The 26,439-nt window shown below is 67.8% G+C and carries 25 protein-coding genes and 1 tRNA gene; 9 read left to right on the top strand and 17 right to left on the bottom strand.

All coding sequences use genetic code 11. The features are described from left to right. Positions 1-132: 132 nt before the first annotated feature. From ACTHL9_RS11845 to ACTHL9_RS11830, 4 genes are read right to left on the bottom strand one after another with little or no spacing between them, the layout of a single operon-like run. The gene (locus tag ACTHL9_RS11845; protein WP_440519300.1) at positions 133-747 is read right to left on the bottom strand and encodes a rhomboid family intramembrane serine protease; all 615 of its coding nucleotides are present in this window, start codon (positions 745-747) and stop codon (positions 133-135) included. 16 nt (positions 748-763) lie between these two features. Beyond that, positions 764-2,017, bottom strand: a complete 1,254-nt coding sequence (ilvA, locus tag ACTHL9_RS11840; RefSeq protein ID WP_440519299.1) for a threonine ammonia-lyase — start codon at positions 2,015-2,017, stop codon at positions 764-766. A gap of 11 nt (positions 2,018-2,028) precedes the next feature. Then, a complete protein-coding gene (locus ACTHL9_RS11835; protein WP_440519298.1) occupies positions 2,029-3,213 on the bottom strand; it encodes an AI-2E family transporter in 1,185 nt (394 codons plus the stop codon). Positions 3,214-3,225: 12 nt separating this feature from the next. Beyond that, positions 3,226-4,155, bottom strand: a complete 930-nt coding sequence (locus tag ACTHL9_RS11830; protein WP_440519296.1) for an aldose 1-epimerase family protein — start codon at positions 4,153-4,155, stop codon at positions 3,226-3,228. A 100-nt stretch (positions 4,156-4,255) separates the two neighbouring features. Here ACTHL9_RS11830 and ACTHL9_RS11825 point away from each other — a divergent pair, with 100 nt between their 5' ends. Genes ACTHL9_RS11825 through galK form a run of 3 tightly spaced genes read left to right on the top strand, consistent with a single transcriptional unit; the run spans position 4,256 to position 7,334 of the window. Further along, positions 4,256-5,056 (top strand): DeoR/GlpR family DNA-binding transcription regulator, encoded by an 801-nt coding sequence (locus ACTHL9_RS11825; protein ID WP_440519294.1) that lies wholly within the window; start codon positions 4,256-4,258, stop codon positions 5,054-5,056. Beyond that, positions 5,053-6,183 carry a galactose-1-phosphate uridylyltransferase gene (galT, locus tag ACTHL9_RS11820; RefSeq protein ID WP_440519292.1) on the top strand — a complete coding sequence of 377 codons (1,131 nt, stop codon included), beginning with the start codon at positions 5,053-5,055 and terminating at the stop codon, positions 6,181-6,183. The genes ACTHL9_RS11825 and galT overlap by 4 nt, the downstream gene beginning before the upstream one ends. Continuing rightward, complete coding sequence (galK, locus tag ACTHL9_RS11815; protein ID WP_440519291.1) at positions 6,180-7,334, top strand: galactokinase; 1,155 nt, start codon at positions 6,180-6,182, stop codon at positions 7,332-7,334. The genes galT and galK overlap by 4 nt, the downstream gene beginning before the upstream one ends. A gap of 860 nt (positions 7,335-8,194) precedes the next feature. On the opposite strand, the gene ACTHL9_RS11810 is transcribed toward galK, so the two are convergent. Then, entirely contained in the window at positions 8,195-9,019 is an 825-nt protein-coding gene (locus ACTHL9_RS11810) for a Bax inhibitor-1/YccA family protein (protein WP_440519289.1), read from the bottom strand. 215 nt (positions 9,020-9,234) lie between these two features. Here ACTHL9_RS11810 and ACTHL9_RS11805 point away from each other — a divergent pair, with 215 nt between their 5' ends. The 5 genes from ACTHL9_RS11805 to ACTHL9_RS11785 all read left to right on the top strand — a co-directional run bounded on the left by ACTHL9_RS11805 (position 9,235) and on the right by ACTHL9_RS11785 (position 13,946). Next, the gene (locus tag ACTHL9_RS11805; protein ID WP_440519302.1) at positions 9,235-9,531 is read left to right on the top strand and encodes a GroES family chaperonin; all 297 of its coding nucleotides are present in this window, start codon (positions 9,235-9,237) and stop codon (positions 9,529-9,531) included. A 327-nt stretch (positions 9,532-9,858) separates the two neighbouring features. Further along, positions 9,859-11,133, top strand: a complete 1,275-nt coding sequence (locus ACTHL9_RS11800) for a branched-chain amino acid ABC transporter permease (protein WP_440519301.1) — start codon at positions 9,859-9,861, stop codon at positions 11,131-11,133. A 13-nt stretch (positions 11,134-11,146) separates the two neighbouring features. Further along, positions 11,147-12,115 carry a branched-chain amino acid ABC transporter permease gene (locus ACTHL9_RS11795; protein WP_440519288.1) on the top strand — a complete coding sequence of 323 codons (969 nt, stop codon included), beginning with the start codon at positions 11,147-11,149 and terminating at the stop codon, positions 12,113-12,115. Then, complete coding sequence (locus ACTHL9_RS11790; protein ID WP_440519286.1) at positions 12,112-13,158, top strand: ABC transporter ATP-binding protein; 1,047 nt, start codon at positions 12,112-12,114, stop codon at positions 13,156-13,158. Before ACTHL9_RS11795 ends, ACTHL9_RS11790 begins: the two co-directional genes overlap by 4 nt. Then, the gene (locus ACTHL9_RS11785; RefSeq protein WP_440519284.1) at positions 13,155-13,946 is read left to right on the top strand and encodes an ABC transporter ATP-binding protein; all 792 of its coding nucleotides are present in this window, start codon (positions 13,155-13,157) and stop codon (positions 13,944-13,946) included. Before ACTHL9_RS11790 ends, ACTHL9_RS11785 begins: the two co-directional genes overlap by 4 nt. A gap of 104 nt (positions 13,947-14,050) precedes the next feature. Here the strand turns inward: ACTHL9_RS11785 and ACTHL9_RS11780 are convergent, their stop codons facing one another. The 8 genes from ACTHL9_RS11780 to ACTHL9_RS11745 all read right to left on the bottom strand — a co-directional run bounded on the left by ACTHL9_RS11780 (position 14,051) and on the right by ACTHL9_RS11745 (position 21,834). Next, positions 14,051-15,421, bottom strand: coding sequence for an ABC transporter substrate-binding protein (locus ACTHL9_RS11780; protein WP_440519282.1), 1,371 nt, complete (start codon positions 15,419-15,421; stop codon positions 14,051-14,053). A 475-nt stretch (positions 15,422-15,896) separates the two neighbouring features. Further along, entirely contained in the window at positions 15,897-16,613 is a 717-nt protein-coding gene (locus ACTHL9_RS11775; RefSeq protein WP_440519281.1) for a hypothetical protein, read from the bottom strand. A gap of 233 nt (positions 16,614-16,846) precedes the next feature. Then, positions 16,847-16,920 (bottom strand) — tRNA-Leu (locus tag ACTHL9_RS11770). A 123-nt stretch (positions 16,921-17,043) separates the two neighbouring features. Next, entirely contained in the window at positions 17,044-18,462 is a 1,419-nt protein-coding gene (locus ACTHL9_RS11765) for an NAD(P)/FAD-dependent oxidoreductase (protein ID WP_440519279.1), read from the bottom strand. A gap of 5 nt (positions 18,463-18,467) precedes the next feature. Continuing rightward, positions 18,468-19,814: a S8 family serine peptidase gene (locus ACTHL9_RS11760; RefSeq protein WP_440519278.1), complete on the bottom strand. Its 1,347-nt coding sequence runs from the start codon at positions 19,812-19,814 to the stop codon at positions 18,468-18,470. A gap of 3 nt (positions 19,815-19,817) precedes the next feature. Then, positions 19,818-20,783 carry a Ppx/GppA phosphatase family protein gene (locus tag ACTHL9_RS11755; protein WP_440519277.1) on the bottom strand — a complete coding sequence of 322 codons (966 nt, stop codon included), beginning with the start codon at positions 20,781-20,783 and terminating at the stop codon, positions 19,818-19,820. Continuing rightward, entirely contained in the window at positions 20,780-21,451 is a 672-nt protein-coding gene (locus tag ACTHL9_RS11750) for a DUF501 domain-containing protein (RefSeq protein ID WP_440519275.1), read from the bottom strand. The genes ACTHL9_RS11755 and ACTHL9_RS11750 overlap by 4 nt, the downstream gene beginning before the upstream one ends. Before the next feature lie 35 nt (positions 21,452-21,486). Continuing rightward, entirely contained in the window at positions 21,487-21,834 is a 348-nt protein-coding gene (locus ACTHL9_RS11745; RefSeq protein WP_440519273.1) for an FtsB family cell division protein, read from the bottom strand. A gap of 16 nt (positions 21,835-21,850) precedes the next feature. Here ACTHL9_RS11745 and ACTHL9_RS11740 point away from each other — a divergent pair, with 16 nt between their 5' ends. Continuing rightward, complete coding sequence (locus tag ACTHL9_RS11740; protein ID WP_440519272.1) at positions 21,851-22,051, top strand: hypothetical protein; 201 nt, start codon at positions 21,851-21,853, stop codon at positions 22,049-22,051. A gap of 169 nt (positions 22,052-22,220) precedes the next feature. Here the strand turns inward: ACTHL9_RS11740 and eno are convergent, their stop codons facing one another. The 4 genes from eno to ACTHL9_RS11720 form a co-directional block, all read right to left on the bottom strand. Next, positions 22,221-23,501 (bottom strand): phosphopyruvate hydratase, encoded by a 1,281-nt coding sequence (gene eno, locus ACTHL9_RS11735; RefSeq protein WP_440519270.1) that lies wholly within the window; start codon positions 23,499-23,501, stop codon positions 22,221-22,223. Positions 23,502-23,625: 124 nt separating this feature from the next. Next, complete coding sequence (locus ACTHL9_RS11730) at positions 23,626-24,306, bottom strand: MazG nucleotide pyrophosphohydrolase domain-containing protein (RefSeq protein WP_440519269.1); 681 nt, start codon at positions 24,304-24,306, stop codon at positions 23,626-23,628. 20 nt (positions 24,307-24,326) lie between these two features. Beyond that, the gene (locus tag ACTHL9_RS11725) at positions 24,327-25,469 is read right to left on the bottom strand and encodes an adenosine deaminase (RefSeq protein ID WP_440519267.1); all 1,143 of its coding nucleotides are present in this window, start codon (positions 25,467-25,469) and stop codon (positions 24,327-24,329) included. Further along, a complete protein-coding gene (locus ACTHL9_RS11720; RefSeq protein WP_440519265.1) occupies positions 25,462-26,235 on the bottom strand; it encodes a VTT domain-containing protein in 774 nt (257 codons plus the stop codon). The genes ACTHL9_RS11725 and ACTHL9_RS11720 overlap by 8 nt, the downstream gene beginning before the upstream one ends. Between the last annotated feature and the right edge of the window lie 204 nt (positions 26,236-26,439).

Below are 26,439 nucleotides of genomic sequence, written 5' to 3'. Positions count from 1 at the left end.
CGCGGGGCGCCCCCCCCCCCCCGCGGCGGCCCGCCCCCCCCCGGGCCGGGGGGGCCGGCGGCCGCCCGCCCCCCCCGCGGCGCCGTCCCGGGCGCGCCCCCCCCCCCCCCCACGTTGGGGGGCGCCGCTCGGTCAGGCGGGCTGGCGCTTCGCCCCGCTCCGAGGGCGGAGGACGACGGCGGCCAGCACCCCGCCGACCAGCCCGAACAGGTGCGACTGCCAGGAGATGCCGCGGCCGACGGTCGGAAGGACGCCGAGGAGCACCGACCCGTACGCGATGAACAGCACCACCGCGAGGAGCACCTGCCCCCAGCTGCGGTTCGGGAAGCCCCGCACCAGCAGGAACCCGAACAGGCCGACGATGACGCCCGAGGCGCCCACGGTCACGGTTGGCGGCCCGAAGGCGCTGCCTCCGAACAGCCACACGCCGATCCCGGATGAGAGCCATGAGAGCGCCACGGCCGTGAGGAACTGCCGCAGCCCGGCCAAGAAGGCCAGGAACCCGAACACCACGAGCGGCAGCGTGTTCGCCAGGAGGTGGTTCCAGCTGGACGCATCGTGGACGAGGGGCGCCGTCACGATGTCCGGAAGGCTCGACGGGTCCCGCGGGCGGATGCCAAAGTCCACGGTGAGCAGGCCCGCCGTCGCCATGTTGACGGCCTCGATGACATACAGGACCACGGTGACGGCGGCCATCGTCGCAAGGCCCGCGCGGGCGCGTCCCGCGATCCGGTCCGGAAGCCCCATCCCCGTCTCCCGAACGTCAGACGTGCACCACGATGGGCTGGAAGCCCTCGGCGCGGAGGGCCCCGAGAAGCTGCTCTGAGTGCTCGTGACCCTTGGTCTCCATGTCGATGGTGATGGCCACGTCGCCCATGGCGATGGAGCCGCCGACGCGGGTGTGGTCGACGCCGGTGACGTTCGCGTCGTTCTCGGCGATGATCCGGGAGATGGTGGCGAGGGAGCCGGGGCGATCGTCGAGCATCATGCGCACCGTGAGGAACCGGCCGGCGGCAGAGAGGCCCCGCTGGATGACCTTGAGCATGAGCATCGGATCGATGTTCCCGCCGGAGAGGATCACGGCCGTCTTGTGGGGACGGATGCCGAGCTCGGCGAGCTTTCCGTCCATGAGCGCCGCGACGCCGACTGCGCCCGCGGGCTCCACTACGAGCTTGGCCCGCTCGAGCAGGAAGATGAGGGCCCGCGCGAGGGAGTCCTCGCTGACGGTCACCACGTCGTCCACCAGTTCGCGGATGATGCTGAACGGGATCTGCCCGGGCAGCCCGACGGCGATGCCGTCGGCCATCGTCGCGACCTTCTGAAGAGGCACGACGGCGTCCGCGGCGAGCGAGGGCGGGTACGCCGCGGCGTTCTCCGCCTGGACGCCGATGACCCGGATCTCGCGGCCCAGCTCGGCGGCCTTGGCCTTCACGGCCACGGCGACACCGGCCAGGAGGCCGCCGCCGCCAACGCCCATGAGGATCGTGTCGACGTCCGGGATCTGCTCCAGGATCTCGAGACCCACCGTGCCCTGGCCAGCAACGACGTCCACGTTGTCGAACGGGTGCACGAACACGGCGCCCGTCTCGTCGGCGTACCGCTTGGCCTCGGCAAGCGCCTCGTCCACATTGTGCCCGTGCAGGATGACCTCGGCCCCGTGGCTCCGGGTGGCCTGGAGCTTGGGGAGGGCGACGCCGAGCGGCATGTAGATCCGGGCACGGATGCCGAGGCGCTTCGCGGCTACGGCAACGCCTTGCGCATGGTTGCCGGCCGAGGCCGCCACCACGCCGAGGGCCTTCTCCTCGGGATCGAGCCGCGCCATCCGCACGTAGGCGCCGCGCACCTTGAAGGAACCCGCCCGTTGGAGGTTCTCGCACTTGAAGAACACGTCGCCGCCGACCATCTGGCCCAACGCTCTCGACGTCTCAATCGGCGTCCTCGCAATAATGCCCTGGAGAATCTCCTGTGCAGCGAGGACATCGTCCAGCGTCACAGCGAGAGTCGAGAGGGCATTCATGGGTGGCACTCCTAGGAGGTCGCGTCAGATTCTGCTGCGCCCGCAGCCTCTGAGGGAACCTCAGCTCTAGCCGCGGGCGCCCTATCAGTCTCCCATGCTCGGGCGGAGATGTAGCGCACAGCTGAATTCGCGACGGCGAGCGTGGGCACCGCGAACAGGGCCCCTGGGATGCCCGCGAGGTAGGACCCTGCGGCAACGCTCAGGACGACGGCGACCGGATGCAGGGCGACGGCGCGCCCCATGACGAGGGGCTGGAGCACATGGCTCTCGATCTGCTGCACGGCCACCACGATGACGAGCATGATGACCGCGTTCACGAGTCCGTTGGCCACGAGGGCGAGGAGGACGGCCACGGCACCGCTGATGAGGGCGCCGACGACCGGGATGAAGGACGAGACGAAGACCAGGATGCCGAGCGGGAGCGCGAGCGGAACCCCGAGGACCGCGGCACCGACGCCGATTCCGACGGCGTCCACTGCAGCGACGAGCACTTGGACGCGCACATAGCTCACGAGCGAGACCCAGCCGGCGCGTCCGGCTCCGTCCGCTGCCGGGCGCGCAGCGCGCGGGAGCAGTCCCACGAGGAAGGTCCAGATCCTTTCCCCCTCAAGCAGGAAGAACACGAGCACGAAGAGCGCGATGAGGGCGCCCGTGATGATGTGGCCCGCGGAGCTTCCGACGCTCAGCACGCCGTTGACGAGCGTGCCCTGATTGTTCTGGAGGACGTGCTGGGCGTCGTCGATGTAGGTCTGGAGCTGTGTGGCGGTGAGCTGCAGCGGTCCTTCGGACAGCCACTTCTGCACCTCGGAGAGGCCCGCGATCGCCTCGTCCCAGAGCTGGGCGAACCCGGCGCTGATCTGGCGGCCCACCAGAGTGAGGAGTCCCGCCACGAGGGCGATGAAGCCGAGTTCGGTGATCGCGACGGCTACGCCTCTGGGGACCTGCGCGCGGACGAACGCGTTCACCACAGGGCTGAGGAGCCCCGCGAGGAGCGCTGCCACGAGCACCGGGATCACCAGGAAGCTCAGCTGCGCGAGGCCCCACACGAGAGCGGTCACGACCACCAGGATGATCGCGAGCCGCCATGACCAGGCTGCGGCGATGCGCAGCGCGTACGGGAGGTCGGAGTCGTTCACCCGGCGATAGGCAGGGGAAGTCTGGGAAACGTCGGTCCGGGGTGCGTCGGAGGCTGACATGGCTCCATCCTGTCAGAGGGCCGCGCCCACACCCCATTCCACTGAGGCCTCCTCGCCGGGCTCGAGCCAGCCGAGGTCCTGACCGCTGTTGAAGGCATTCGCGGGCCCCGTCTGCGGTTCGAGGGCCACTGCTACGCTGCGTCCGGGGAACTTCCGAGAGACGAAGACGTGGGTGTAGCGGCAGCGTTCGTCCTGCCACAGCCAGACGGATCGGCCGTCCGCAGCCGTGAGCGTCGCCTTGGCGATCCCGTCCTCGAACTCGAGGTCTGTGTAGGCCGCATCGATGCTGAGCGTTCCGATCCGTCGGCCAGCCGAGAGATCCCAGTCGCCCTCGGCTGGGCCCGTGGAGCGCGGGATCAGGTGCTCGTCCGCGATGAGGCGCGCCCTGGCTCGGACCGTGAGGGTGAGCTCGCCGGTCTCAAGGTCCCCGAGCCGCAGATAGGGATGCGCGCCGAGGACGAACGGCGCTGCCCGGCCCGAATCATTGGCGAGGGTCTGGCGCACGCGGAGGCCGCCGTCGTCGTCAATCCTGTAGTGGACGCGGTGCCGCACGAGGAACGGATAGCCGTGCTGCGGGAAGACGACGCCTTCGAGCGCCACCCAGTGCGCCCCGCGGTCGATCAGCTCATACCCGGTGTTGCGCAGGAGCCCGTGGCTCGCGTTGTTGTGGGAGGGCTCGGTGATGTCGAGCTGCTGGGCCTTGCCGTCGTACGTCCAGCGCCCTCCCTCGATCCGGTTCGCCCAGGGAGCGAGGGTGATGCCGGCGGCACCCGGTGCGATGTCCGCGTCGCCGTAGGTCTCGGTGAGCTGGACTCCGCCGACTTCGAACGCGCGCAGGCCCGCGGCGAGCTCGGTGACGACGGCGGCGCTCCCGCCGCGCTCGATGCGGTACTGGCGGCCGGTGGCGGCGAGGCGGCGCGAAGGAAGGCTCTCGGGGCTCATGAACCCTCACCGTAATACAGGCATCAGACTCTTCTCATCGGCAGCGAGAAATGTTATGTTTTGTTAGAAAAGTTGAGTTGCTGTGAATGAGGGGGGAACCGTGCTGGCAGCTGAGCGCCACGCGCGCATCGTCGCCGAGCTGGAGAAGCGGGAGGCCGTCCGCGTCGCGGAACTCGCCACGTCCCTCTCGGTCTCCGAGATGACCATCCGGAGGGACATCGAGCAGCTCGAAAGCCAGGGCTTGGCCCGACGCGTCCATGGAGGCGCCGCCCGCGTCGTGGATTTCGCGTTCTCCGAGCCGGGCTTCGAGGTGAAGTTCGGCCACCATGCAGACACCAAGTCGGCGATCGCCCACGAGGCAGTCGCGCTCGTGCGGCCAGGCGCCACGCTCTTCGTGACGGCCGGCACCACCACCTTCGCCCTCGCGAAGCTCCTTCCGACCGTCCCCGACCTCACCGTCGCCACCAACTCGATCAAGGTTGCCGAGGCGCTTGGCAACTCAGTGCGGACCATCCTCACAGGAGGCGAGCGCACCCCGTCGGAAGCCCTCGTGGGGCCGCTCGCCACCTCGTCCCTCTCCCAGCTCCACGTGGAGATCTGCTTCATGGGCGTGCACGGGCTGCACCCGCGGGGAGGCCTCACCACGCCCAACCTGCTCGAGGCGGAGACCAACCGCGCCGCAGCCAACGCTGCCGCGCGCCTCGTGGTCCTCGCGGACAGCACCAAGTACGGCCTGCTGAGCCTTGCCCAGATCGCGCCGCTCGAGCGCGCCGACACCCTCATCTCTGACACCGGCCTCTCCGCCGCCGCCAGGCGGGAGCTCGACGACCGAATCCCCCACGTCATCCTTGCCGAGACTTCTAAGATCGGCAGCCACGCCGCCACCGGGAGCCCCGCATGACCACAGCTGCCAGCCTGTCCCCCGTCGTCACGCGAAGCTCGCTCGCCGACGGCAGGACGCTCCTCTACTTCGATGACCCCGGCACACCGCAGCGCGTCCCCGTTCCTGACGCCCGCGAGCTGCCAGCGCGCCCCGAACCGGGCGAGCTGCGCTTCGACGTGCTCAGCGGAGACTGGGTCGCCGTGGCGGCGCACCGTCAGAGCCGGACCCATCTGCCGCCGGCCGATGCGTGTCCCCTATGCCCCACGTCGCCGACCTTCGCCTCCGAGATCCCGGACCCGGATTATGACGTGGTGGTGTTCGAGAACCGCTTCCCGTCGCTCGGGCCCGCGCTCGCGGAGCTTCCCTCGGAGCTTCCCTGGGGACGGAGCACTTCCGCTGTGGGACGCTGCGAGGTGGTCTCGTTCACCTCGGAGCACACGGGGTCTTTCGGCTCCCTCTCGTATACCCGAGCACGCACGGTCGTTGAGGCCTGGGCTCACCGGACGGCGGAGCTCAGCGCCCTGCCGGGGATTCGCCAGGTCTTTCCTTTCGAGAACCGCGGCGCCGAAATCGGGGTCACCTTGCACCATCCCCACGGCCAGATCTACGCGTATCCGTACCTGACCCCGCGAGGCACGCAGCTCGCTGCCGCGGCAGAGCGCCATTTCGAGGCGACCGACGGAACCCAGACCCTCCTCGGCTCGGTCTTGGACCGGGAGCGGACCAGCGGCGAGCGCATGGTTCTCGAAGGACGCCATTTCAGCGCCTTCGTCCCGTTCGCGGCGCGATGGCCCATCGAGCTCCACCTCGTCCCCCACCGTCAGGTGGCAGACTTCGCCGGGCTGTCGGGCGAAGAGAAGGACGAACTCGCCGACGTGTATTTGAGGCTGCTCCGCGGGATGGACGGGCTCTACGAGACGCCCACCCCATACATCGCGGCGTGGCATCAGGCCCCGATCGATCCCGAGCTCCGTCCCGCCTCGCGATTCCATCTCCAGCTCACGTCACCACGCCGCGCGGCGGACAAGCTCAAGTACCTTGCAGGATCGGAGGCCGCCATGGGCGCCTTCATCAACGACACCCGCGCGGAGGATGTGGCTGCCCGCCTGCGCGACGCCGTCGCGGCTGCCGGAGGTGCCCGGTGAGCGGGGCGATCGAGCGCGTGGTCGGCGCCTTCAAAGACGTGTTCGACGGCGGAGCCGACGGCGTGTGGACCGCGCCCGGGCGCGTGAACCTCATCGGCGAGCACACCGACTACAACGAGGGATTCGTCCTGCCGTTCGCGATCGATCTCGCCGCCCGGGTTGCGGTCCGCGTCCGCCCCGACGGTGTCATCCGCCTCTTCTCCACGGCAGGCTCGGAGGGTGTGACGGAGCTTTCCCCCGGTGAGATCCGACGGGAGGATGCCAGAGGCTGGAGCGTCTACCCCGCAGGGGTCGTGTGGGCGCTCCGCGAACGCGGGATCGCGGTGCCGGGCTTCGACGTGGTGCTCGATTCCGACGTGCCGCTCGGCGCGGGGCTCTCGTCCTCACACGCCATCGAATGCGCCGTGGCCACCGCCCTCAACGAGCTGACCGGCGCAGGGCTCGACGCCCCTGAGCTCGTCCTCACGACCCAGCGCGCAGAGAACGCGTTCGTCGGTGCACCGACCGGGATCATGGACCAGTCGGCGTCGCTGCGGGGCAAGGCTGGGCACGCGGTGTTCCTGGACTGCCGGGACCAGAGCGTGGAGCTGGTCCCCTTCGACGCCCCCGGCGCAGGGCTCGTCACCCTGGTCATCGACACCCGTGTGGCCCACTCGCATGCCGACGGCGGCTACGCGAGCAGGCGGGCCGCCTGCGAGCTGGGCGCCGAGGTCCTCGGCGTCAAGGCGCTGCGCGACGTTGCCCTCGGCGACTTGGATGAGGCTCGGGCCCTCATGGATGACACGACCTTCCGGCGCGTCCGTCACGTGGTGACGGAGGACCAGCGAGTCCTCGACACCGTGGAGGCCCTGCGGACCGCTGGCCCCACGGCGATCGCTCCCTATCTCGATGCGAGCCATGCTTCGATGCGGGACGACTTCGAGATCTCCTGCGACGAGCTGGATACAGCTGTCGAGGCAAGCCGTGCTGCAGGAGCGATCGGAGCCCGCATGACTGGCGGCGGCTTCGGCGGGTCGGCAATAGCTCTCGTCCCGGCAGAGGACGAAGCCCGGGTGCGGGACGCCGTCTCCGCCGCATTCTTGGAGCGGGGCTTCCGGGCCCCGCGACTCTTCACGGTCAGCCCGGCTGACGGCGCGAGGCGCCTCGCCTAATCAGGACGGTGAAGCGCTGGTCCGGCCGAGCGTATCGTCACGGTCGCGATGACTCCCCCGATGGCGACGGCGGCCAGGAACGGCGCCGTCGTCGCCTCGACTGAGCCTCGGGGGGTGTCAAGGGCAAGGGGCAGTGGACCGGTCTCAGGACCTGGGATGGACACAATGGGCGCGCCGCTGTGCACCTCCACGCTCGGGTCTGCTGGTCTCGGATCGGCGCCCGCCGAATCTGGCGCAGAGGGGGCTCGCGGCACCCAGGAAGGGCGGGCGCTTGCCGGCGGAATCGACTCAGGCTGCGGAGACCGACTGGAGGGAGCACTCGCTTCGTCCCGTGGTTCTGGCAACGCGGGAGGCTGAACCGGGACCGGCACCGGAACCCGCTGCTCGGCCAACGGGGTAGCCGGTGCCGCGGTCTCCTGCGCTGCCGGAGGCGGTTCTGACGGCGACGGAGGCACGGTCTCCGGCGCCGACGGCGGAGTGGGGCCCGGTTCTGCGGGTGCCGGCGTCACGTTTGCTTCCATCGAAGCCACGGGCGAGGAGCCAGCCTCCACGTCGCCGCCCTCGCTCGGCGACGCCATCGCCATCCCGGACCCGGAGAAGATCGCCGCAAGCAGCATTCCGAGCAGCGCAGCCATAAAGGCGGCGCGCGTGCGCAAGACATGGTCCACTGCTGTTCCCCCTCCGGAAGGCGTTCCCCTTCGGGGCGCCTTCAAGGAGGCTAAGGGAAGGTGAAAGCACTTATTTCACCTTGAAGAGGAAACTCCGTGCCGGGACTCCGTAGTGGACTCTGCCGGCACGACTGAGGGCGGGCGCGGATTTCCTCCGCAACCCGCCCTCGGTGATCGATGGTCCGCTGAGGCCTAGTCGCTGCTGTTGAAGATCGCCAGCAGACGGAGGATCTCGGTGTATAGCCACACGAGAGTCACCGTGAGGCCGAAGGCGGCAGTCCACGAAACCTGACGCGGGGCACCCAAGCGCACGGCGTCCTCGATGCTGTTGAAGTCGAAGATGAGCGAGATCGCCGCGAGGACCACGGCCACCAGGCCGATTCCGATGCCCACCATGCCGCTGCGCAGGCCCCAGGGGTTCTGGACGACCCCGAACAGCATGAGGACAAGGTTCAGGACACTGAAAGCCAGGTAGCCGCCCATGGCGATGAGGAAGAACCTGGCGAGCTTCGGCGTCGCACGGACCTTGCCGCTGCGGTAGAGGAAAAGCGTGACGCCGGCAACAGCGAACGTGCCGAGCACGGCCTGCAGGCCGAGACCCTTGCCCGCGTAGTCGATGAGGGCCGTCAGGCCTCCGAGGAACAGGCCCTCGAGGGCTGCGTAGGCGAGGATGAGTGCGGGCACGGGCTCGCGCTTGAACGTGTTGACGAGCGCGAGGACGAAGCCGCCGATTCCGCCGAGGATCATGAGGCCGAGGCGGAGGCCGGCGGGCATCGCCAAGGTCACGGCCGCCCCGACCACCACTAACGCGAGGCAGGCGAGGGTCTTGACGATGACGTCGTCGTAGGAAATGCGACCGGTCTGAGCCGGTCCGGCAGACGGGGCGCGGTACAGCTCGTCGAGCTGATCCGCGGTCATGACGGACTGTCCATAGGGCGAGGGAGGGACAGGAGGCGCCGTGCTGACGGCGCTCCTGAAGTTCTTCCCCCGGAAAACGGGGTTGCCACCAAGGGCCATAGTGAACTCCTGTACTCATGAGGTGCGGTGATGAAGGTGCTAGGTGCTGCGTTCAAAACGCTACCAAGAGCACGAGCGCTGACGCCTCACGGTTCCCGCGCCAACTAAACTAAGGGCCTAAACTAAGGGCCGTGCCCCACTCCGATGCCTCCGAGAGCCCTGCCCGCGCCGCCGCCTCTTCGGCGAGGAAGTCGCCGTCACGCCTGCCTCTGCGCATGCTCCACGACAGGATCCTCGTGGAACTCGACAAGGACTCGAGCGAGCGCCGCTCCGCGTCCGGCATCGTGATCCCGGCGACCGCCGCCTTGGGTCGACGCCTCTCGTGGGCCCATGTCGTGGCGGCAGGACCCAACGTCAGGCAGGTCTCCGTGGGCGATCGCGTCCTCTTCGACCCCGAGGACCGGGCCGAGGTCGAGGTGGCCACAAAGGATTACATCCTGCTCCGCGAACGCGACGTCCACGCCGTCGCGGAGCCCGAGGGCCGCGACAGCGACCTCGGCCTGTACCTCTGACCTGAGCGGGTGACCTAAGCGCGGGGCTCCGCGGCGCCCCAGAGCCTCCCCATATCCCCCTGAGCGAGTCGTTACACGATCTCAACCTCGTGCCGTGTCTGCGCCTCATCCAGTGCTGCTTCCGCCGAGTAACATGGCGTCTCAGCAGGTGAGACGCGTCACAGTCGTACCAAACCGTGGCATCACGTGTCGCATCTGCGGGTCCGTCCGCACCGCCGGCCTCGTCCGGCCAGACCCCGAAACCCGGAGGTCCACCACGTGAATAGACCAGGCCTAGCCGCCCACCCGGCGCGGCTCGCGCGGCCCCTTTCCGCCGCCGGCGCCGTCATCGGCCTTCTCCTTGCCCTCTTCCTCGTCCTCGCGCCCTCCGCGGAGGCGACGACATCGCCGTCGCCTGCCCCGAGCGGTTCGGGCTCATCCCAGTTCCAGAACACCATCTCCGGCTTTCTGCGCAACAACGGGCAGGGGATCGGCGGCGTCAAGATCAATGTCAAAGGGAACGGCTTCGAGGGCAGCACAACCTCGGCAGACAACGGGTCCTGGCGGATCTCGGTGCCGACCCAGGGCAGCTATGAAGTGGGGATCGACGAATCCACCCTCCCCTCCGGCGTGAAGCTCGCCGAGGGGCAGGAGAATCCGCGGACGGTCACGTTCAACCAGACCTCCAACGTGAGCACCATCTTCGCCTTCGGTGCGGGAATCACCGTCCATCAGCAGAGTTTCATCTCGACGCTCCTCAACAGACTGGTGGCTGGCCTGAGCTTCGGGCTCCTCCTCGCCCTCTCCGCGGTCGGCCTCTCGCTCATCTTCGGCACCACGGGCCTCACCAACTTCGCGCACGGCGAGATGGTGACTCTCGGCGCCGTCGTCGTCTTCGCGCTGAGCAGCATCGGTGCGCCGTTCTGGCTCGCGATCATCGTGGGCCTCCTCGCAGGGGCGGTCTTCGGCTATGTGCAGGACGCGTTCCTCTGGAAGCCCCTCCGCCGGAGGGGCACCGGCCTGGTCCCGATGATGATCGTGAGCATCGGTCTCGCCCTCGCCGCCCGCTATGTGATCCTGTTCTTCTTCGGCGGGGCCACCCAGCAGCTTCCCGGATCGCAGGTGCAGGACATCGATCTTGGCCCGGTCTCGGTCTCACCGCTCAACCTGCAATCCCTGGTGATCTCCGCCGTCGTGATCGGCCTCATCGGATTCCTGCTGCTGAAGACGCGGCTGGGCAAGGCGACGCGCGCAGTCGCGGACAATCCGGCCCTCGCGGCCGCAAGCGGGATCGACGTGGACCGCGTGATCCGCCTCGTGTGGGTCACCGGAGGCCTCCTCGCCGCCCTCGGCGGCATCCTCTGGGCGTATTACAGGCCCGGGGTGACGTTCAACATGGGCCAGCAGATCCTGCTCATGATCTTCGCCGGCGTCACCCTCGGCGGCCTCGGCACCGTCTTCGGGGCGCTCGTCGGCTCGATCGTCGTCGGGATTTTCGTGGAACTCACCACAGTGTTCGGCGTGACGGCCGATCTCAAGTATGTCGGGGCGCTGGTCATCATGATCCTCGTCCTCCTGTTCCGGCCCCAGGGCATCCTGGGACGACGCGAGCGAGTGGGCTAAGGAGGCTCCCATCATGGATTTCGGACAGATTCTCACCGAGGCGCTCGGCGAGATGGTGAGCCCGACGACGGCGGCCTACGCACTCGCCGCGCTCGGCCTCGCCGTGCACTTCGGCTACTCGGGCCTCCTCAACTTCGGGCAGGCGGGCTTCATCGCCGTCGGCTCCTATGGCTTCGCGATGACCACAATCCATTTCGGCGCGCCGTTCTGGCTTGGGCTCATCGTGGCGATCATCGCCTCGGTCATCTTCGCGCTCATTCTGGGCATCCCCACCCTCCGGCTTCGGGCCGACTACCTCGCGATCGTCACCATCGCGGCGGCGGAGATCATCCGGTACATCGTCACCACCAACAGCCTCACGGACGTGACGGGTTCGGCAAACGGGCTCGCAGGCTTCCGTCAGGACTTCCTGAGGCTCAACCCCTTCCCTCCCGGGAACTACCTGGGCTACAGCAGCCCGGACTTCTTCTACAGGGTCTTCGGATGGGGCCTCGTAGTGATCCTCGGAGTCATTGTGTGGCTGCTCATGCGCAGCCCCTGGGGGCGGGTCCTCAAGGGGATCCGCGAGGACGAGCTGGCCGTTCGGTCTCTCGGCAAGAACGTGTACTCGTACAAGATGCAGGCCCTCGTGATCGGCGGCATCTGCGGCGCCCTCGCCGGCCTGGTCTTCACGCTCCCCCGCGATGTGGTCCAGCCCGCCAACTACGGCACGGAGCTGACGTTCTTCCTGTGGACCTGCCTCCTCCTCGGCGGGATGGCCACGGTCCTCGGCCCGGTCATTGGGGCCATGCTCTTCTGGGTCGTCCTCTCGCTCACGCAGAACATCTTGTTCGGCCTCATCCAGATCGGGGTCCTGCCGTTCCTCAGCCCGACCCAGGCCGGCCAGCTCCGCTACATCCTCGTGGGCGTGGCCCTCATGCTGCTCATGATCTTCAGGCCCCAAGGCGTCTTCGGCAACAAGAAGGAGCTCGCGTTCTCATGAGCGACTCTCAGACCACCACCGCGGATGCGGTCGACTACATGACCGACACCCGGCCCATCGCCGAGGGTCCGGGCGGACCCGGCTGCAAGAAGCGGGATCCCATCGTCGTGGCCGACAACGTGAGCCGGCGCTTCGGCGGCATCAACGCCGTCGACGTCGAGCACCTTGAAATCCCGCGCCACAAGATCACGGCGCTCATCGGTCCGAACGGCGCGGGCAAGACGACGCTCTTCAATCTACTCACGGGTTTCGACACCCCGAACACGGGGACGTGGCAGTTCGAAGGCACCGACCTGGCCGGAATGTCCTCCTACAAGGTGGCGCGGCTCGGCATGGTTCGCACCTTTCAGCTGACCAAGGTGATGGGCAAGCTCACCGTCTTGGAGAACATGCGGCTCGGTGCGTCGGAGCAGCCCGGCGAGAGGCTCCGGAACGCCCTGTTCCGCGGCGTCTGGGGAAGGCGCGAGAAGGAGATCACGGCCCAGGCCGAGGAGCTCCTGGCGAAGTTCAAACTGGACACGAAGCGCGACGACTACGCCGCCTCCCTGTCGGGGGGTCAGCGGAAGCTCCTCGAAATGGCACGGGCGCTCATGGTCAACCCGAAGCTCGTGATGCTGGACGAGCCCATGGCGGGCGTCAATCCGGCCCTCTCGCAGAGCCTCCTCGACCACATCAAGAACCTCAAGGCGCTCGGGATGACCGTGCTGTTCGTGGAGCACGACATGCACATGGTCCGGCACATCGCCGACTGGGTCGTGGTCATGGCCGAGGGCAAGGTCGTCGCCGAGGGACCGCCCGCCGAGGTCATGAAGGACCAGGCCGTGATCGACGCGTACCTCGGCGCGCACCACGACGTCGACCTCGGCGCTGCCGGGGGCGTCAAGGAGCTCGAAGAGGAGCTTGCCGCGGACTCAGAGTCGGTGGTGGGCACCGAGGAGGCGGGCATCCTCTCGGAGAGCCACGTGATCGGAGACGAAGAGACGCTTTCCGTCGAGGCGCCCGCTGATGCACGCCGGAGCGAAACAAAGGAGGAACGTCCATGAGCCGCGAGAGCGCAAGCCCCGCTTCGACGCGGACGACGACGGCGGAGGGCGACTCGGTCGTCAAGGTCACCGCTCTGGTGGCTGGCTACCTGCCCGGAGTCAACATCCTCAACGGCTGCAGCATCGAGGCGAGGAAGGGCGAGCTCATCGGGATCATCGGCCCGAACGGGGCGGGCAAGTCGACCCTGCTGAAGGCGATGTTCGGGCTCGTGAAAGTCCACTCGGGCTCCGTCGTGGTCCGCGGCCAAGACCTCACGGGCCTCAAGGCCAACAAGCTTGTGAGCCGGGGGGTCGGCTTCGTGCCCCAGACCAACAACGTGTTCACCTCGCTGACCATCGAGGAGAACATGCAGATGGGCATGTTCCAACGTCCCAAGAACTTCAAGGAGCGCTGGGACTTCGTCACGGACCTCTTCCCCGAGCTCGGGAAGCGGCGGGCCCAGCGGGCGGGCTCGCTCTCCGGCGGGGAGCGGCAGATGGTGGCGATGGGCAGGGCGCTCATGATGGATCCCGCGGTCCTCCTGCTCGACGAGCCCTCCGCCGGCCTCTCCCCCGTCAAGCAGGACGAGACGTTCCTGCGCGTGCACGAGATCAACCGCGCGGGCGTCTCCGTCATCATGGTGGAACAGAACGCCCGGCGCTGCCTGCAGATCTGCGATCGCGGCTATGTGCTCGATCAAGGCCGGGACGCCTACACGGGATCGGGTCGAGAGCTGCTCCACGACCCCAAGGTGATCCAGCTATACCTCGGAACCCTTGCCGAAACGCTCGAGGACGAGGGCCGCTAAGACCCCATTCCAAGGTAAAAGGGCCCGTCCCCGCTGTGGGGGGGGACGGGCCCGTTTAGTTGGAACGGATCGCGTTGGAACGGATCGCGCTCAGGAGCCTGGGCTCAGGAGAGCTTGCCGTATTCCTCACTCACCGGCTGCGGCACGTTCTTGTCATCGAACTTGTAGATGCCGATGTAGGCCTCGGTCGGGTCGCCGTTCTTGGCGAACGTGACCGGACCGGACTGGCCGTCGTAGTCGATGTCCTTGCCCTGCCTCAGGAGCGTGACGCAGGACGCGAAGTCGTTGCACTTCGTGCCGTCCTCGGACACGTCCTGGAGGTGGGCCGCGATATCGGTGCCCTTCGTGCTCTTGGCCTCTTCAGCGGCAAGGGCGATGAGGTTCACCGCATCCCAGGACTCGCCGGCGTAGCTGTAGTCCTTCAGGCTCGGGTCGATGCTCTGGAGCTGCGTCTTGAAGCTGCCCTTCGCGAACGTGCCCGGAATCGTTCCCCGGGCGCCGCTGAGGGTGCCGGGCTGGAGGTCCTTGCTGTAGTCGGACGTGTTGCCGTCCACGAAGAACATCTGGGTCGGCTTGACGCCCTTGCCCGTGAGCAGCGGGATGATCTGCTTCGCCTGATCGAACGAGATGACGGCGATGGCGTCGGGCTTCGCAGCCACGACCTTGTCGACCTGAGAGCTGAACTGCGAATCGCCCTCGTTGAACAGCTCCTCGTCGACGACCTTGCCGCCCGCAGACGTAAAGGCCTTCTTGACATTGTCGGAGAGACCCGTGCCGTAGGCATCGTTCAGGGTGATCAGGCCGAGGGTCTGAGCGCCGCATGAGGCCATGTAGTTGCCGAGCACGCGGCCCTGGAGGACATCAGACGGGGCAGTGCGCCAGTACAGGCCGTGGGCCGGCCACGTGCTGAAGTCGGGCGAGGTGTTGGCCGGGGAGAACTGCACGACGCCGGCTCCAGTGATCTGGTTGATCACGGTCTTCGACACGCCAGAGGAGGCTGCGCCGATGATGGCTCCGACTCCCTGGCCGAGGAGGTTGGTCACCGACTGGGTCGCGATGTCCGTGGTCGTGTCGCCGGAGTCGCGGTGGATGACCTCGATCGGGTGCCCGAGCACGCCGCCCGCATCGTTGATCTGCTTGACGGCGAGGTTCACACCCGCAATCTCGGGTGGGCCGAGGAACGCGAGAGCGCCGGTCTGCGGCAGGAGCGAACCGATCTTGAGCGGGGTCGGGGAAACCGTGCTGGACTTGGGCACATCTGCCGGAGCCACAGACGAGGCGCCGCCCGAGGGCTGGGCGCCCGCACCGGAACTGGGAGCGGGGCACGAGATGCCGCCAGCTGCCGCAGAGGTTGAGCTGCTGCTGCTTGACGGTGTTCCTGAGGAGCCCCCGCAGGCTGTTGCGAGGAGGGCCACCCCAACGCCAAGAGCGGTCAGCTTGGCGAGGCGGGGTAACGCCTCTTGACGTGAACTCATTCGATTCTTCTCCTCCATGAAGGGCGTGCGCACCCCAGACAGGACGAATCAGGTGTTCCTGATCACACGGTCAGGCTAATCGAATGATCATTTTCACAGAAGAACCACAGGTCACAGCCTCATAACGGCTTCTGCACAAGATGGAATCGCGCTTCTTGGGCAACGGAGACAGCCTTCCGCTCCGCCCCTAAGTCAGTCTTCGAATTCCCTTCTCGAGCTTCATCTTCGTCCGATGAAGTCGAGCCCAACTTTTCATTCCAGAGGCGGTAATTCTGCCTACTTCCTGCGTGCTTGGCAGAGAGTTCTTCTGAAGTTCCGCGTCGATTGCCTCCGGTTCTCGACCTCGCATGCTGTCGATGAGCGACTGGGCTGCCCGCATGGGGGTAGACGCAAAGGGGTGCTCGCTGATCTCGCGGTTCACCGATGCCAACTCGGCCTGAAGCTGCTCAAGGCGCTGCCTTCTGCCCACCACGGTCTAACGCCCTAGAAGACATCGCACGGCGGCGTATCCGAACGAGCTAGCGATTGCCCAAATCGAGCCCGACTGCGCGATCCTCGTGATCTGAACCGAGTTCAGGCCAAGCCCCATCAGGCATCTGACCACCCACGGGGCCAACCAAAGCGGATCCGCGACGACGGGGTACGCGGTGTCAGCCACCTTCACATGGTCGACGATCTGGGTGAGCGTCCGACCGGCCACTTCGTACCTGGTCGGGATGTCCTTGCCACTCGCATCTTTGGCCCAGGGAGGTGCTGCCGCGGCTACTACGCTTCCGTCCGCACTGAGGAGAACGACGCCGCCGTTAGCGAGCTCCAAGCGCTGGCCTTCATCCAACGTTATCTCGTAGTCGTACCGAGTTGGCGCGTCGACGCTCATTATTGAGGTCAGCATCTGAACCCCCATCTGGGTGGGGATCACGGCGTTCGAACTGCGCTTGGTTGATGAAAATGCCACTGCACCGTCAAGCAGCTCTCCACGGCCCCCTCCATCCCGATCAGGTAGTCCGATCGACAGGACAGATTCCTCAAGACCGCCAAGTTCCACGGTCCCTTCAGGATTCAGAGGCACCCTAACGGACCGACCATCGCCGAGATCGGCCACGGCAGCAGACCCGGCCTCTTGCAGGGACGGCGGGGCAACCGCGAGCAACGAGGGGTCGATCGCTGTGACACCCTGGAGCGCATTGGCCACGTCCGTCGTCGAAATCCGAACTGACGGACCGTCTGCGAACGCTGGCACCGCCACGACCCCAGCTCCACAGAACAACGCTGCCGTTAGTGCGCAGACTATTGCCGCTCGCAGTCGCCGCATTGAAACTCCTTGCCTCCGGAACACCCCCCGTGGGTGAGTTTCTTGGACGATATCTAGGAGAATTCTGCGGGCCAACTGAATGGACCCTTGGACGCCAAACCATAGGCAAAACGTGCCCCAGCAGGGACTCGAACCCTGACTTGGCGGATTTTAAGTCCGCTGCCTCTGCCGATTGGGCTACTGGGGCGCCCGTCCAGCCTATCGTCTCAATCCGGCGCGGCCGGACAAGGAGAGTCCGCGCATGGAGAGACGACGACGGCCGCCTCCCGAGGGAAGCGGCCGCCGAATGCGTGTGGTTCCGAAGGCGGAACTACTGGGCCGGAGCCTTGGCCGGCTCGACTGGGGGCGCGATGGTCTTCGGCTTCGGGCTCGCGGCGGCGACGAAGGACGCGCGAGGGTTGTCCAGGTTCTCGAGCGGCGTGTTGTCACGGCCCGCGAACAGCGCCGAGAGCCAGTCGAGGCCAACACGGAACTTGCGCTCGACGGTCGGGATCGCGAGACCGTGGTAGCCACGGTGCGCGAGCCACGCGAGCGGGCCGGTCAGGCCGACGTGACCCACGAGGTTGATGTTCGCGACGCCCTTCCACGGGCCGAAGCCAGCGACAGCACCGAGGTTCTTGTGCTTGTAGTCCTCGAGCGGGCGGTCCCAGCGGGCGGCCCAGAGGTTCTTCGCGAGGAGCTTGGCCTGACGCAGGGCGTGCTGCGCGTTCGGCACGCAGGTGCCGTCCGGGAGGCCCTTGCCCGTGAGGTCGGGAACGGCAGCGATGTCGCCGGCGGCCCAGGCGTTTTCGATGATGCCTTCGTCGCCGGCGATGCGCAGGTCCGGCAGCACGCGGACGCGGCCGCGGGGCTCGAGCGGGAAGTCCGTGGAACGCACCATCGGGTTGGCCTGAACACCGGCCGTCCAGATGAGGGTGTCAGCCTTGAACTCCTGCGCCGGGGACTTGTCCGGCATGTTGATGAGCTTGAGCGTGTCCTCGGCGCTGGCGAGCGACGTGTTGAGGAGGACCTCGATGCCGCGGCCCCGGAGGTGCTGGACGACCCAGTCGGCCTGCTCGGGGGTGACCTCGGGCATGATGCGGCCCATCGCCTCGACGAGGACGAAGCGGACTTCCTCCTGCTTGACGCGATCGTTCGCCGCGACGGTCGAGCGGGCAAGGTCCTCGAGCTCGGTCAGCGTCTCGATGCCGGCGAAGCCGCCGCCCACGACGACGAACGTGAGAGCGGCCTTGCGCTCCTCCGGGTCCGAGGCAGTCGAGGCGAACTCGATGCGCTCGAGGACCTGGTTGCGGAGGGCGATGGCCTCCTCGATGGTCTTGTTGCCGATGCCCTTCTCGGCCAGACCGGGGATCGGGAAGGTGCGGGTGATCGCGCCGGCGGCCAGCACGATGTCCACGTAGGGGATTTCCACCGTGCCCTCGTTGCCGGGCAGCTCCACGACCGCAGTCCGCTTCTCGTGGTCGACGGAGACGACCGAGCCCTGGATGACCTCGGCATCCGGGAGCGTGCGGCGGAGCGGGACCACCACGTGGCGGGCCTCGATGTTGCCGCCAGCAACCTCGGGGAGGAACGGCTGGTAGGTCATGTACGGCATGGGATCGACGACGGTGACAATGCCACCGGCCTGGGCGATCTTCTTCTGCAGACCGAGGGCGACGTAGAGACCGACGTAACCACCGCCGGCGACAAGGACGCGCGGGCGGTCGACGAGATCAATGGTGGAAGGCATGGCTCTTACTGTAGCAGTTTGTGAAAACTTTCACTAGCAGTCGAGCGCCTGCGTCTCCTGAGGGTCAAGAGGTGCCACGTGCCGCCCACGAGGATCGCCAGGACAAGCCCTCCGAAGCCGAGTACGACGAGAGGCGGCCACGGCGACGAATCGGCTGCCGCGACGGGACTCGGGGCCGATCCCTCCGCGACGGGCGTCTCAGTTGCCGGGGGCGCTGCGGGAGCAGCCGGCGCCGACGAGGCGGGCGAGTCACGGCGATGGACGCGGATCCAATCGGCGATTGATCCGAGGGGATTCGCGGTGACCTGCGGGACGTCCGCTGTCAGGGCCGCTTCCGCGTTGAGGATCCCGTAGCCGTAGATGGGGTCGTGGCCCGGCGCACCCGCGTCCTTCGCCGTCGAGATGATCCGGTTGATCACCTGCTCTGCGCTCATGTCCGGCCACTTGGCGCGGATGAGCGCGGCTACCCCGGCGACGATCGGAGTGGCGCCCGAGCTGCCCGCCCATTGGGCGTAGGTTCCATCCGGCAGCCCTCCCACCAACTGCTCCGCGGGAGCGGACACGCCGATACTCACACCCTGCGAAGACGCATCCACACTCGCGTGCTCCTGCCGGTCCAGGCCCGCCACGGTGAGAACACCGGGGATCGTCGCCGGAGCACCGACTTGGACGCTTCCGCCCCCGCGATTCCCGGCAGCTGCGACCACCACGACATCCTTCTGCTCTGCGTAGAGGAACGCGTCGTCCCAGCTCCGGGGCCAATCGGGAGAGGAACTGCCCAACGACATGTTGATGACCTTGGCGCCGTGATCCACCGCCCAGCGAACCGCTGCCGGAATCTGCTGGAGGTCGGTGGGGCCGGCCGGGTTCGGAGACCCCAGCCAGGTCGAAACAGTGAGCAGGTTCGCCTGCGGGGCGACCCCGACGATGCCGTCAGAACCCGTCGAGCCCCCGCTCAGCGGCGAACCGTCCGGGCTGTGCCCGCGGCCCGCGAGCACCGTTGCCACCAGCGTGCCGTGCTCCGGTTCCGCTCCGATCGGCTCCTGGCCGTCGGGCTGACCCGCGCCGGAGACGTCGGTCCCGCCCGAGACAGCCCCTTTGAGGTCCGCCACTCCCCCGTTGACTCCGCTGTCGATCACGGCCACCGTGACGCCAGCCCCCTGCGACACACTCCACGCCTTGTCGATCCCGTACTCGGAGATCCAGTACTCGGCATCGCGGATGGTGTCCGCATGCGCAGGCGCGGCCGGCATGAGCAGAGCCGAGCAGGCAAGCGCCGCGCTGGTCACCGACGCGAGGACGACGGCGGCGAGCCGCGCCGCCGTCGTGGGCAGGTTGTTGTGGACTCCCATGCCTCAGCTCGCGGCGTGGTCGAGCGTGCTCAGCGCGATGCCATCCAGGATGTCGTGCTCGCTCGTGATGGCAGTCGTGATCCGGCCTTCCGTCACGTCGGCGAGGCGATCGACGATCCTCCTCCACACGAGCGCCCCCGCCCCGATGACGTCGGCGCGGCCGGGGTGCATGTAGGGAAGGTCCTTGCGGGCAGAACGACTCATGGCGAGGAGCGATGCGCAGGCCGACTCCACCTCGGAGAGCGGGAGCTCGGCACCATGGATCCGCTCGGGCTGGTAGGAGGGCAATGCCAGCGCGTGGGCTGTGATCGTGGTGATCGAACCTGCGACACCGATCACCGCCGTCGCCTGGGCTAGCGGCACCTCGGCGAGGGCCTCATCGATGCCGTGATCGACGTCGTCCTCCGCCTCGGCGATCTCGCTCACCGTCGGCGGATCGGTGCGCAAGTGGCGTTCGGTGAGCCGAACCGAGCCGATGTCCACCGAGCGCGCGGCGATGACGCTCGTGGCGTCGCCCAGCACGAACTCCGTGCTGCCGCCTCCGAGATCGACGACGACGATGGGCTTGCCTGCCGCCAGGGGAAGGACGCTCGCGGCGCCGGCGAAGCTGAGCGCGGCTTCCTCGGCTCCCGGAACCACCTCGGGTTCGACCCCGAGGCGCGACCGGATGCCGTCCACGAAGACCTCCCGATTGCGCGCATCCCGCGTGGCACTCGTCGCAACGAAGCGGACACGCTCGGCGCCGAGACTCCGGATGGTCGCCGCATACTCGTCGACTGCGGCGAAAGTGCGCTCCAGCGCCTCCGGCGCGAGGAGGCCCGTGGCGTCAACGCCCTGGCCGAGCCGCACGATCCGCATCTCGCGGTGCACGTCGGTCAGGCTTTGAGGACGTCCGGACTGGCCCTCGGTCGTGTCCGCGACGAGGAGACGGATGGAATTCGTCCCGCAGTCGATCCCGGCAACCCTCACGCGCTCTCCCCCTGTGCTTCGCCTGCTGTCCCTGCTCCCTCGGCCTGACGATTCCGCACCGGCGCTGGCCGGCCCGTGATCGACGGCAGGCCTTGAGGCCCGTGCCGGCTTAGGTCCCTGCTCGGCACGGGAGCGTCGATATCCCATGCCCCGATGCAGTAGCAGCGATCGGCGGTCCACCATTCGGCGATGCCCTCGATGGCCTCGTCTCCGAGCGGGTTCACGCCCACACCCATCGCGAGCGACTGGCCCACCAGAACGTGCAGGCATTTCACGCGCTCGGGCATTCCGCCGGCGGACACCCCGTCAATCTCCGGGACGGGACCTGTTCCTGCGCGTTCGCCGACGCGCCGGCGCTCCGCGAGGTAGGCCTCATGGGCGGCGCGGTAAGCGCTCGCGAGGTCCGCATCGTCCGCGAGCCGGGCGTTCATCTCGTTCATCAGGCCGGCCGCCTCGAGACGCGACACAGCGGAGGTCACGACCGGGTGGGTAAGGTAGAACGTCGTCGGAAACGGCGTGCCGTTCGAAAGCCGCGGGGCGGTGGCCGCGACCAGCGGGTTGCCGCACACGCAGCGAGCGGGAATCTCGACGACGTCACGCGCCGGACGGCCAAGCTGGCGGCTGATGACCTCGAGGTCCTCGGGGGTCGCAGCGGTCGAGTCTGTCACGATGTCCTTTCTCAGGGGCGCGCCGGGCCGCGGGCTCACTCCGTCCCTGCGCGGCGTACGGCGTCCCAGAGGGCTTGGGTCCACGGGACGCCCGACGAAGCCGATCCGGTACCGGAGGCGCCCGATGCTCCGCTGGGTGAGGACGACGTGCCGTCGTCGCCGAAGACCCAGTAGGAGGTCTCGCCCGGCATCACCATGTTAATCCGGTCCCGAGCCTGCTGCTGGATGTAGGCCGGATCCTGCCAGCGGGTGATCTGCGTCTTGAGGTTCGTCTGATCCGTCTGCTTGGCGGCGATGTCCGCCTGAATCGACTGGATCTCGGCCCGTTGGCTGAAGAACACGCGGACCGTGGGGGCGAGCATGATCGTCACCGCGACGAGCACCAGAATGAGGGCGAAGATGCGCCCAGAGAAGGCCCGCGCAGGAACCGGCCCATCGTCGAGGCCGGGCGGGACCACGCGGCTGGCGGCAGACGGCCGGGTCTTCGGCGAAGGGGCCGCCTTCCCCGAGTCCCGCGAGGAACGCGTCGGGGCGGCCGACGACGCTGGTCGTCTCGCCGTCGTCGAGCGTGGCGCTGCGCTCGGCTCGGCCTCCGGCTGAGCGGACCGGGGAGCTGAGTGGGTTGCCGCGGAAGAACCGCCTGCCCGGGTGGCCCGCGGAACTGATGGGCGTCGCGTAGCCATGGGTCTCCCTTCAAACGTCAGCGGCGGCCATGGTCTCGTTCAACCATAGCCGCCGCCGGAGCCAATCCGCTGGACGCCCTGCCGGGTCAGCCCTTGAAGCGCGGGAAGGCGCCGCGACCCGCGTAGCGTGCGGCGTCGTCGAGCTCCTCCTCGATGCGGAGCAGCTGGTTGTACTTGGCCACGCGCTCGGACCGAGCCGGGGCACCCGTCTTGATCTGACCGGCGTTCGTGGCGACGGCGATGTCAGCGATCGTGGTGTCCTCGGTCTCGCCCGAGCGGTGCGACGTGATCGTGGTGTAGCCCGCGCGCTGGGCGAGGGACACCGCGTCGAGCGTCTCCGTGAGGGAGCCGATCTGGTTGACCTTCACGAGCAGCGAGTTCGCGGTCTTCGCGTCGATGCCCTGCTGGAGGCGCTTGGGGTTGGTGACGAAGAGATCGTCGCCCACGAGCTGGACCTTGTCTCCGATCGCGTCGGTGAGGGTCTTCCAGCCCTCCCAGTCGTTCTCGTCGAGCGGGTCCTCGATGGAGACGAGCGGGAAGTCGCGCACGAGCTCCTGGTAGTACGTGCTCATGTCCGCGGCCGTACGGGACTGGCCCTCGAACTGGTAGGTGCCGTCCTGGTAGAACTCGGAGGAAGCGACGTCGAGCGCAAGCGCGATGTCCTGGCCGGGCTCGTAGCCGGCCTTCTTGATCGCCTCGGTGATGAGTTCGAGGGCAGCGCGGTTCGACGGCAGGTTCGGGGCGAAGCCGCCCTCGTCGCCGAGGCCGGTCGCGAGGCCCTTCTCCTTGAGCACGCTCTTGAGGGAGTGGTAGACCTCGACGCCCCAGCGGAGGCCCTCCGAGAACGTCTCAGCGCCGAGCGGGACCACCATGAACTCCTGGATGTCCACATCGGAGTCGGCGTGCGAGCCGCCGTTGAGGATGTTCATGAGCGGCACCGGGAGGACGTGGGCGTTCGGGCCGCCCAGGTACTTGTAGAGCGGCAGGTTCGCCGAGTCGGCCGCCGCGTTGGCCACGGCGAGCGAGACGCCGAGGATCGCGTTCGCGCCGAGGTTCGACTTGTTCGGCGTCCCGTCGAGGTCGATCATCGCCTGGTCGATGGCGCGCTGGTCGGTCGCATCGAAGCCCTGGAGGGCGGGGGCGATCTGGTCCACGACCGCCTCGACGGCCTGCTGGACGCCCTTGCCGAGGTAGCGGCCCTTGTCGCCGTCGCGGCGCTCGACTGCCTCGAATTCTCCGGTGGAGGCGCCGGAGGGAACGGCTGCGCGACCGAGCGAGCCGTCGCTCAGGAGGACCTCGACCTCGACCGTGGGGTTGCCGCGGGAGTCCAGGATCTCGCGGGCGTGGATGGCATCGATAAGGGCCATGGATGAACTCCTTGCAATGGTGAGCAATGGTGATCGGAGCGTTTGGGCACGCGTGAGTTACACGCGGATGACCTCGGTGTCACCCACAGCCTAGTGTGCGTACGGGGTGCTCGCGACACTGTGACTAGAAACGCGTGCGACGAACCGCCGAGCGAAGAGCGCGCTCCGGATCGAGATTCTTCGCTCGGGCCACTCGGACGATGTCGAGCAGCAGTTCGCCGAGCTCGTCCTCGTCCCCGAATCCCGCCGAGGTCGGGGCGTGGGCGCCCGAAGTCGGGGCGTGTGCGCCCGAGGTCGGGTCACCCGTCCCTCCTTCCAGAGCACGACGGCGCTCAGCCCGCCCGATCGCCTTGTCCGCCAACGCCAAAGCCGGCAGATGCCGCGGGAGGCCGTCACCGCCGTCGGCCGTCGTGAAGGTCCCCTTCTCCTCCGCCTTCGCCGCGTCCCACGAGGCGATGATCTCCTCAACCGTCGCGGGGAAGCTCGGCTGAAGGCCGCCGTCGGCCGTGAAGACGTGGCGGTTGCGGCGCACCATCTTTGCGGTCAGTGCCTCCGCGACGGAGTCGAAGTCGAACGCACCACGCTCCCGCGCGATCTCGGAATGCAGCACCACTTGCAGCAGAACATCGGCCAGTTCGCCCTTCAGCTCCGCCTCGGGATGCCCGTCCTCAATGGCCTCGACCAGTTCGTACGACTCCTCGACGAGGTACTCCACAAGGGAGGCATGGGTGAGCGCGGCTGTCCAGAGGCAATGCTCCCGCAGGAGCCGGACCACCTCAACGAGGCGGTCGACGGCGGCACTCACCCCAGATCCTCCCGGAACCGCTACGCGCCGAGGTTCGCGTACGCCTCGTTGATGTACTCGACGAGGTCCTCACGGTCCTCGAGCGGCAGGAACGCTGCCTCCGCCGCGTTGAGCGTCAGCTCCAGGAGGTCGTCGAGGTCGTAGTCGAAGGCCTCGACGAGGAGCTCGAACTCGTCGGTGAGCGTCACGCCGCTCATGAGCCGATTGTCCGTGTTCACCGTGACCTTGAAGCCGAGTTCGTAGAGCATGTCGATCGGGTGGTCGAGGATGTCCTCGCCCCAGCGCGCGATCGCTCCGGTCTGGAGGTTCGACGACGGGCAGATCTCGAGCGTGATGCCGCGGTCACGGACCCAGGCAGCAAGCTCCCCGAGGCTCACATCGAGAATCGGCACGCCGTCCTCGTCGACCTCGCCGGATTCGTCGACCGCGATGTCCTCGGCGATGCGCACGCCATGGCCCAGCCGGAGCGCGCGGCCGTCAACGAGCGCCGACTGGATGCTCTCGAGCCCGGCGGCCTCGCCCGCGTGGACAGTGGCCGGGAAATTGTGGCGGGCAAGATACGTGAACGCGTCGGCGAAGCGGGACGCCGGGAAGCCGTCCTCTGCCCCCGCAATGTCGAACCCGACCGCGCCCCGGTCGCGCTGGCGCACGGCGAGCTCGGCGATCTCCTGCGCCCGATCGGCGTGGCGCATGGCCGTGATGAGCTGGCCGACTGCGATCACGCGGCCCGTCTCCTCGACCCTTGCGATGCCCTCCTCGATCCCGGCCTGGACCGCTTCGACGGCCTGGTCGAGTGTGAGACCACGGGTCAGGTGCTGTTCGGGCGCCCAGCGCACCTCGCCGTAGACCACGCCGTCGTCGGCGAGATCCTCGACGAACTCCCGCGCGATGCGCCGCAGCGCAGGCTCCGTCTGCATCACGGCGATGGTGTGGTCGAACGTCTCCAGATAGCGGGGAAGCGACCCCGAGTCGGCGGATTCGCGGAACCACTGGGCGAGCGCCACGGGATCGGTAGACGGCAGGCCGTGCCCGATCTCCGCCGCAAGCTCGATGATCGTCGTCGGGCGCAGTCCGCCGTCGAGATGGTCGTGCAGGGAGATCTTGGGGAGGGTGCGCAGGTCGAAGGTCAGATCAGGGGCGGCGTCGATGATCGGCTCAGTCACGGTCCAACTCTAGGGAAGGGCCGTGGTGCGCACCAGTTGGCGGAGCGGACGCCTCCGGGTGCGGCGCATAGTCGTCTGGCGCGGCGTCTTCCGGGTGAAGGATGAGGTGGGCCCGATGGGCCATGGCGGCGCGCTGTGCAGCCCGCTCGGCATCCTTCGCATCGCGCCACCGGTGGAAGACCGTGATCGCGTGGTCCAGGATGACGCCGAGGACCAACGCGAAGACCACGGCGACCACCACGCTCAAGAGCGGGTTGCGGTGCAGCCATGGGAAGGAGCTCGCGAGAAGGCCCACGCCGAGGGAGTAGGCAACCCAGGTGAGGCACGCGAAGGCGTCCAGCCAGAAGAACGTGCGGTGGCGGAACCGCGTGGAGCCCGCCACGTAGTTGACCGCCACGCGGCCCCAGGGGATATAGCGCGCGGTGAAGATCAGGACGGCGCCGCGTTTGTCGAGCTCGTGGCGTGCCCAGCCGAAGACCTTCTGCACCTTGGCGCGGCGCATCCATTTCCAGCGGTCAGTGCCGATCCGCCGCCCCAACACGTAGGCCACGTTGTCTCCGGCAATCGCTCCAATGAGCGCTGTCGCCCCGAGGATCCACAGATTGGGTTCTCCGCTGTGACGCCAGTAGGCTGCAAGGGCAACGATGAGCGTCTCGCTGGGGGCGATCATCGCGAACCCGTCGATGAAGAAGAACACGAGCAGGATCGGGTAGATCCACCATTGGCCAGCGGCATGCAGAATCGCGTGGTCGATGACGTCCAGCATGCGGTGGTGCTCCTTGCGCGGTGGGCCTCAATTCAGTGTCGCATGCCTCGGTACATGCTGCCATCCGCAGGAGTGGTTTTCTGCGTAGCGGCGCTGTCCCCTGACGCCGCTAAGGTCCATTTCAGATTGTCATGCGATTCGGTCGATGACAAGACGTTGTGCCGGACGTGAGCCCGCAGGTGCAATCACCGCGGCATCTTCCAC

This window comes from Sinomonas sp. (assembly GCF_051955515.1).
Classification (GTDB): domain Bacteria; phylum Actinomycetota; class Actinomycetes; order Actinomycetales; family Micrococcaceae; genus Sinomonas.
Note: the sequence above shows the minus strand (reverse complement) of the source record. Positions and strands in the feature narration are given on the sequence as shown.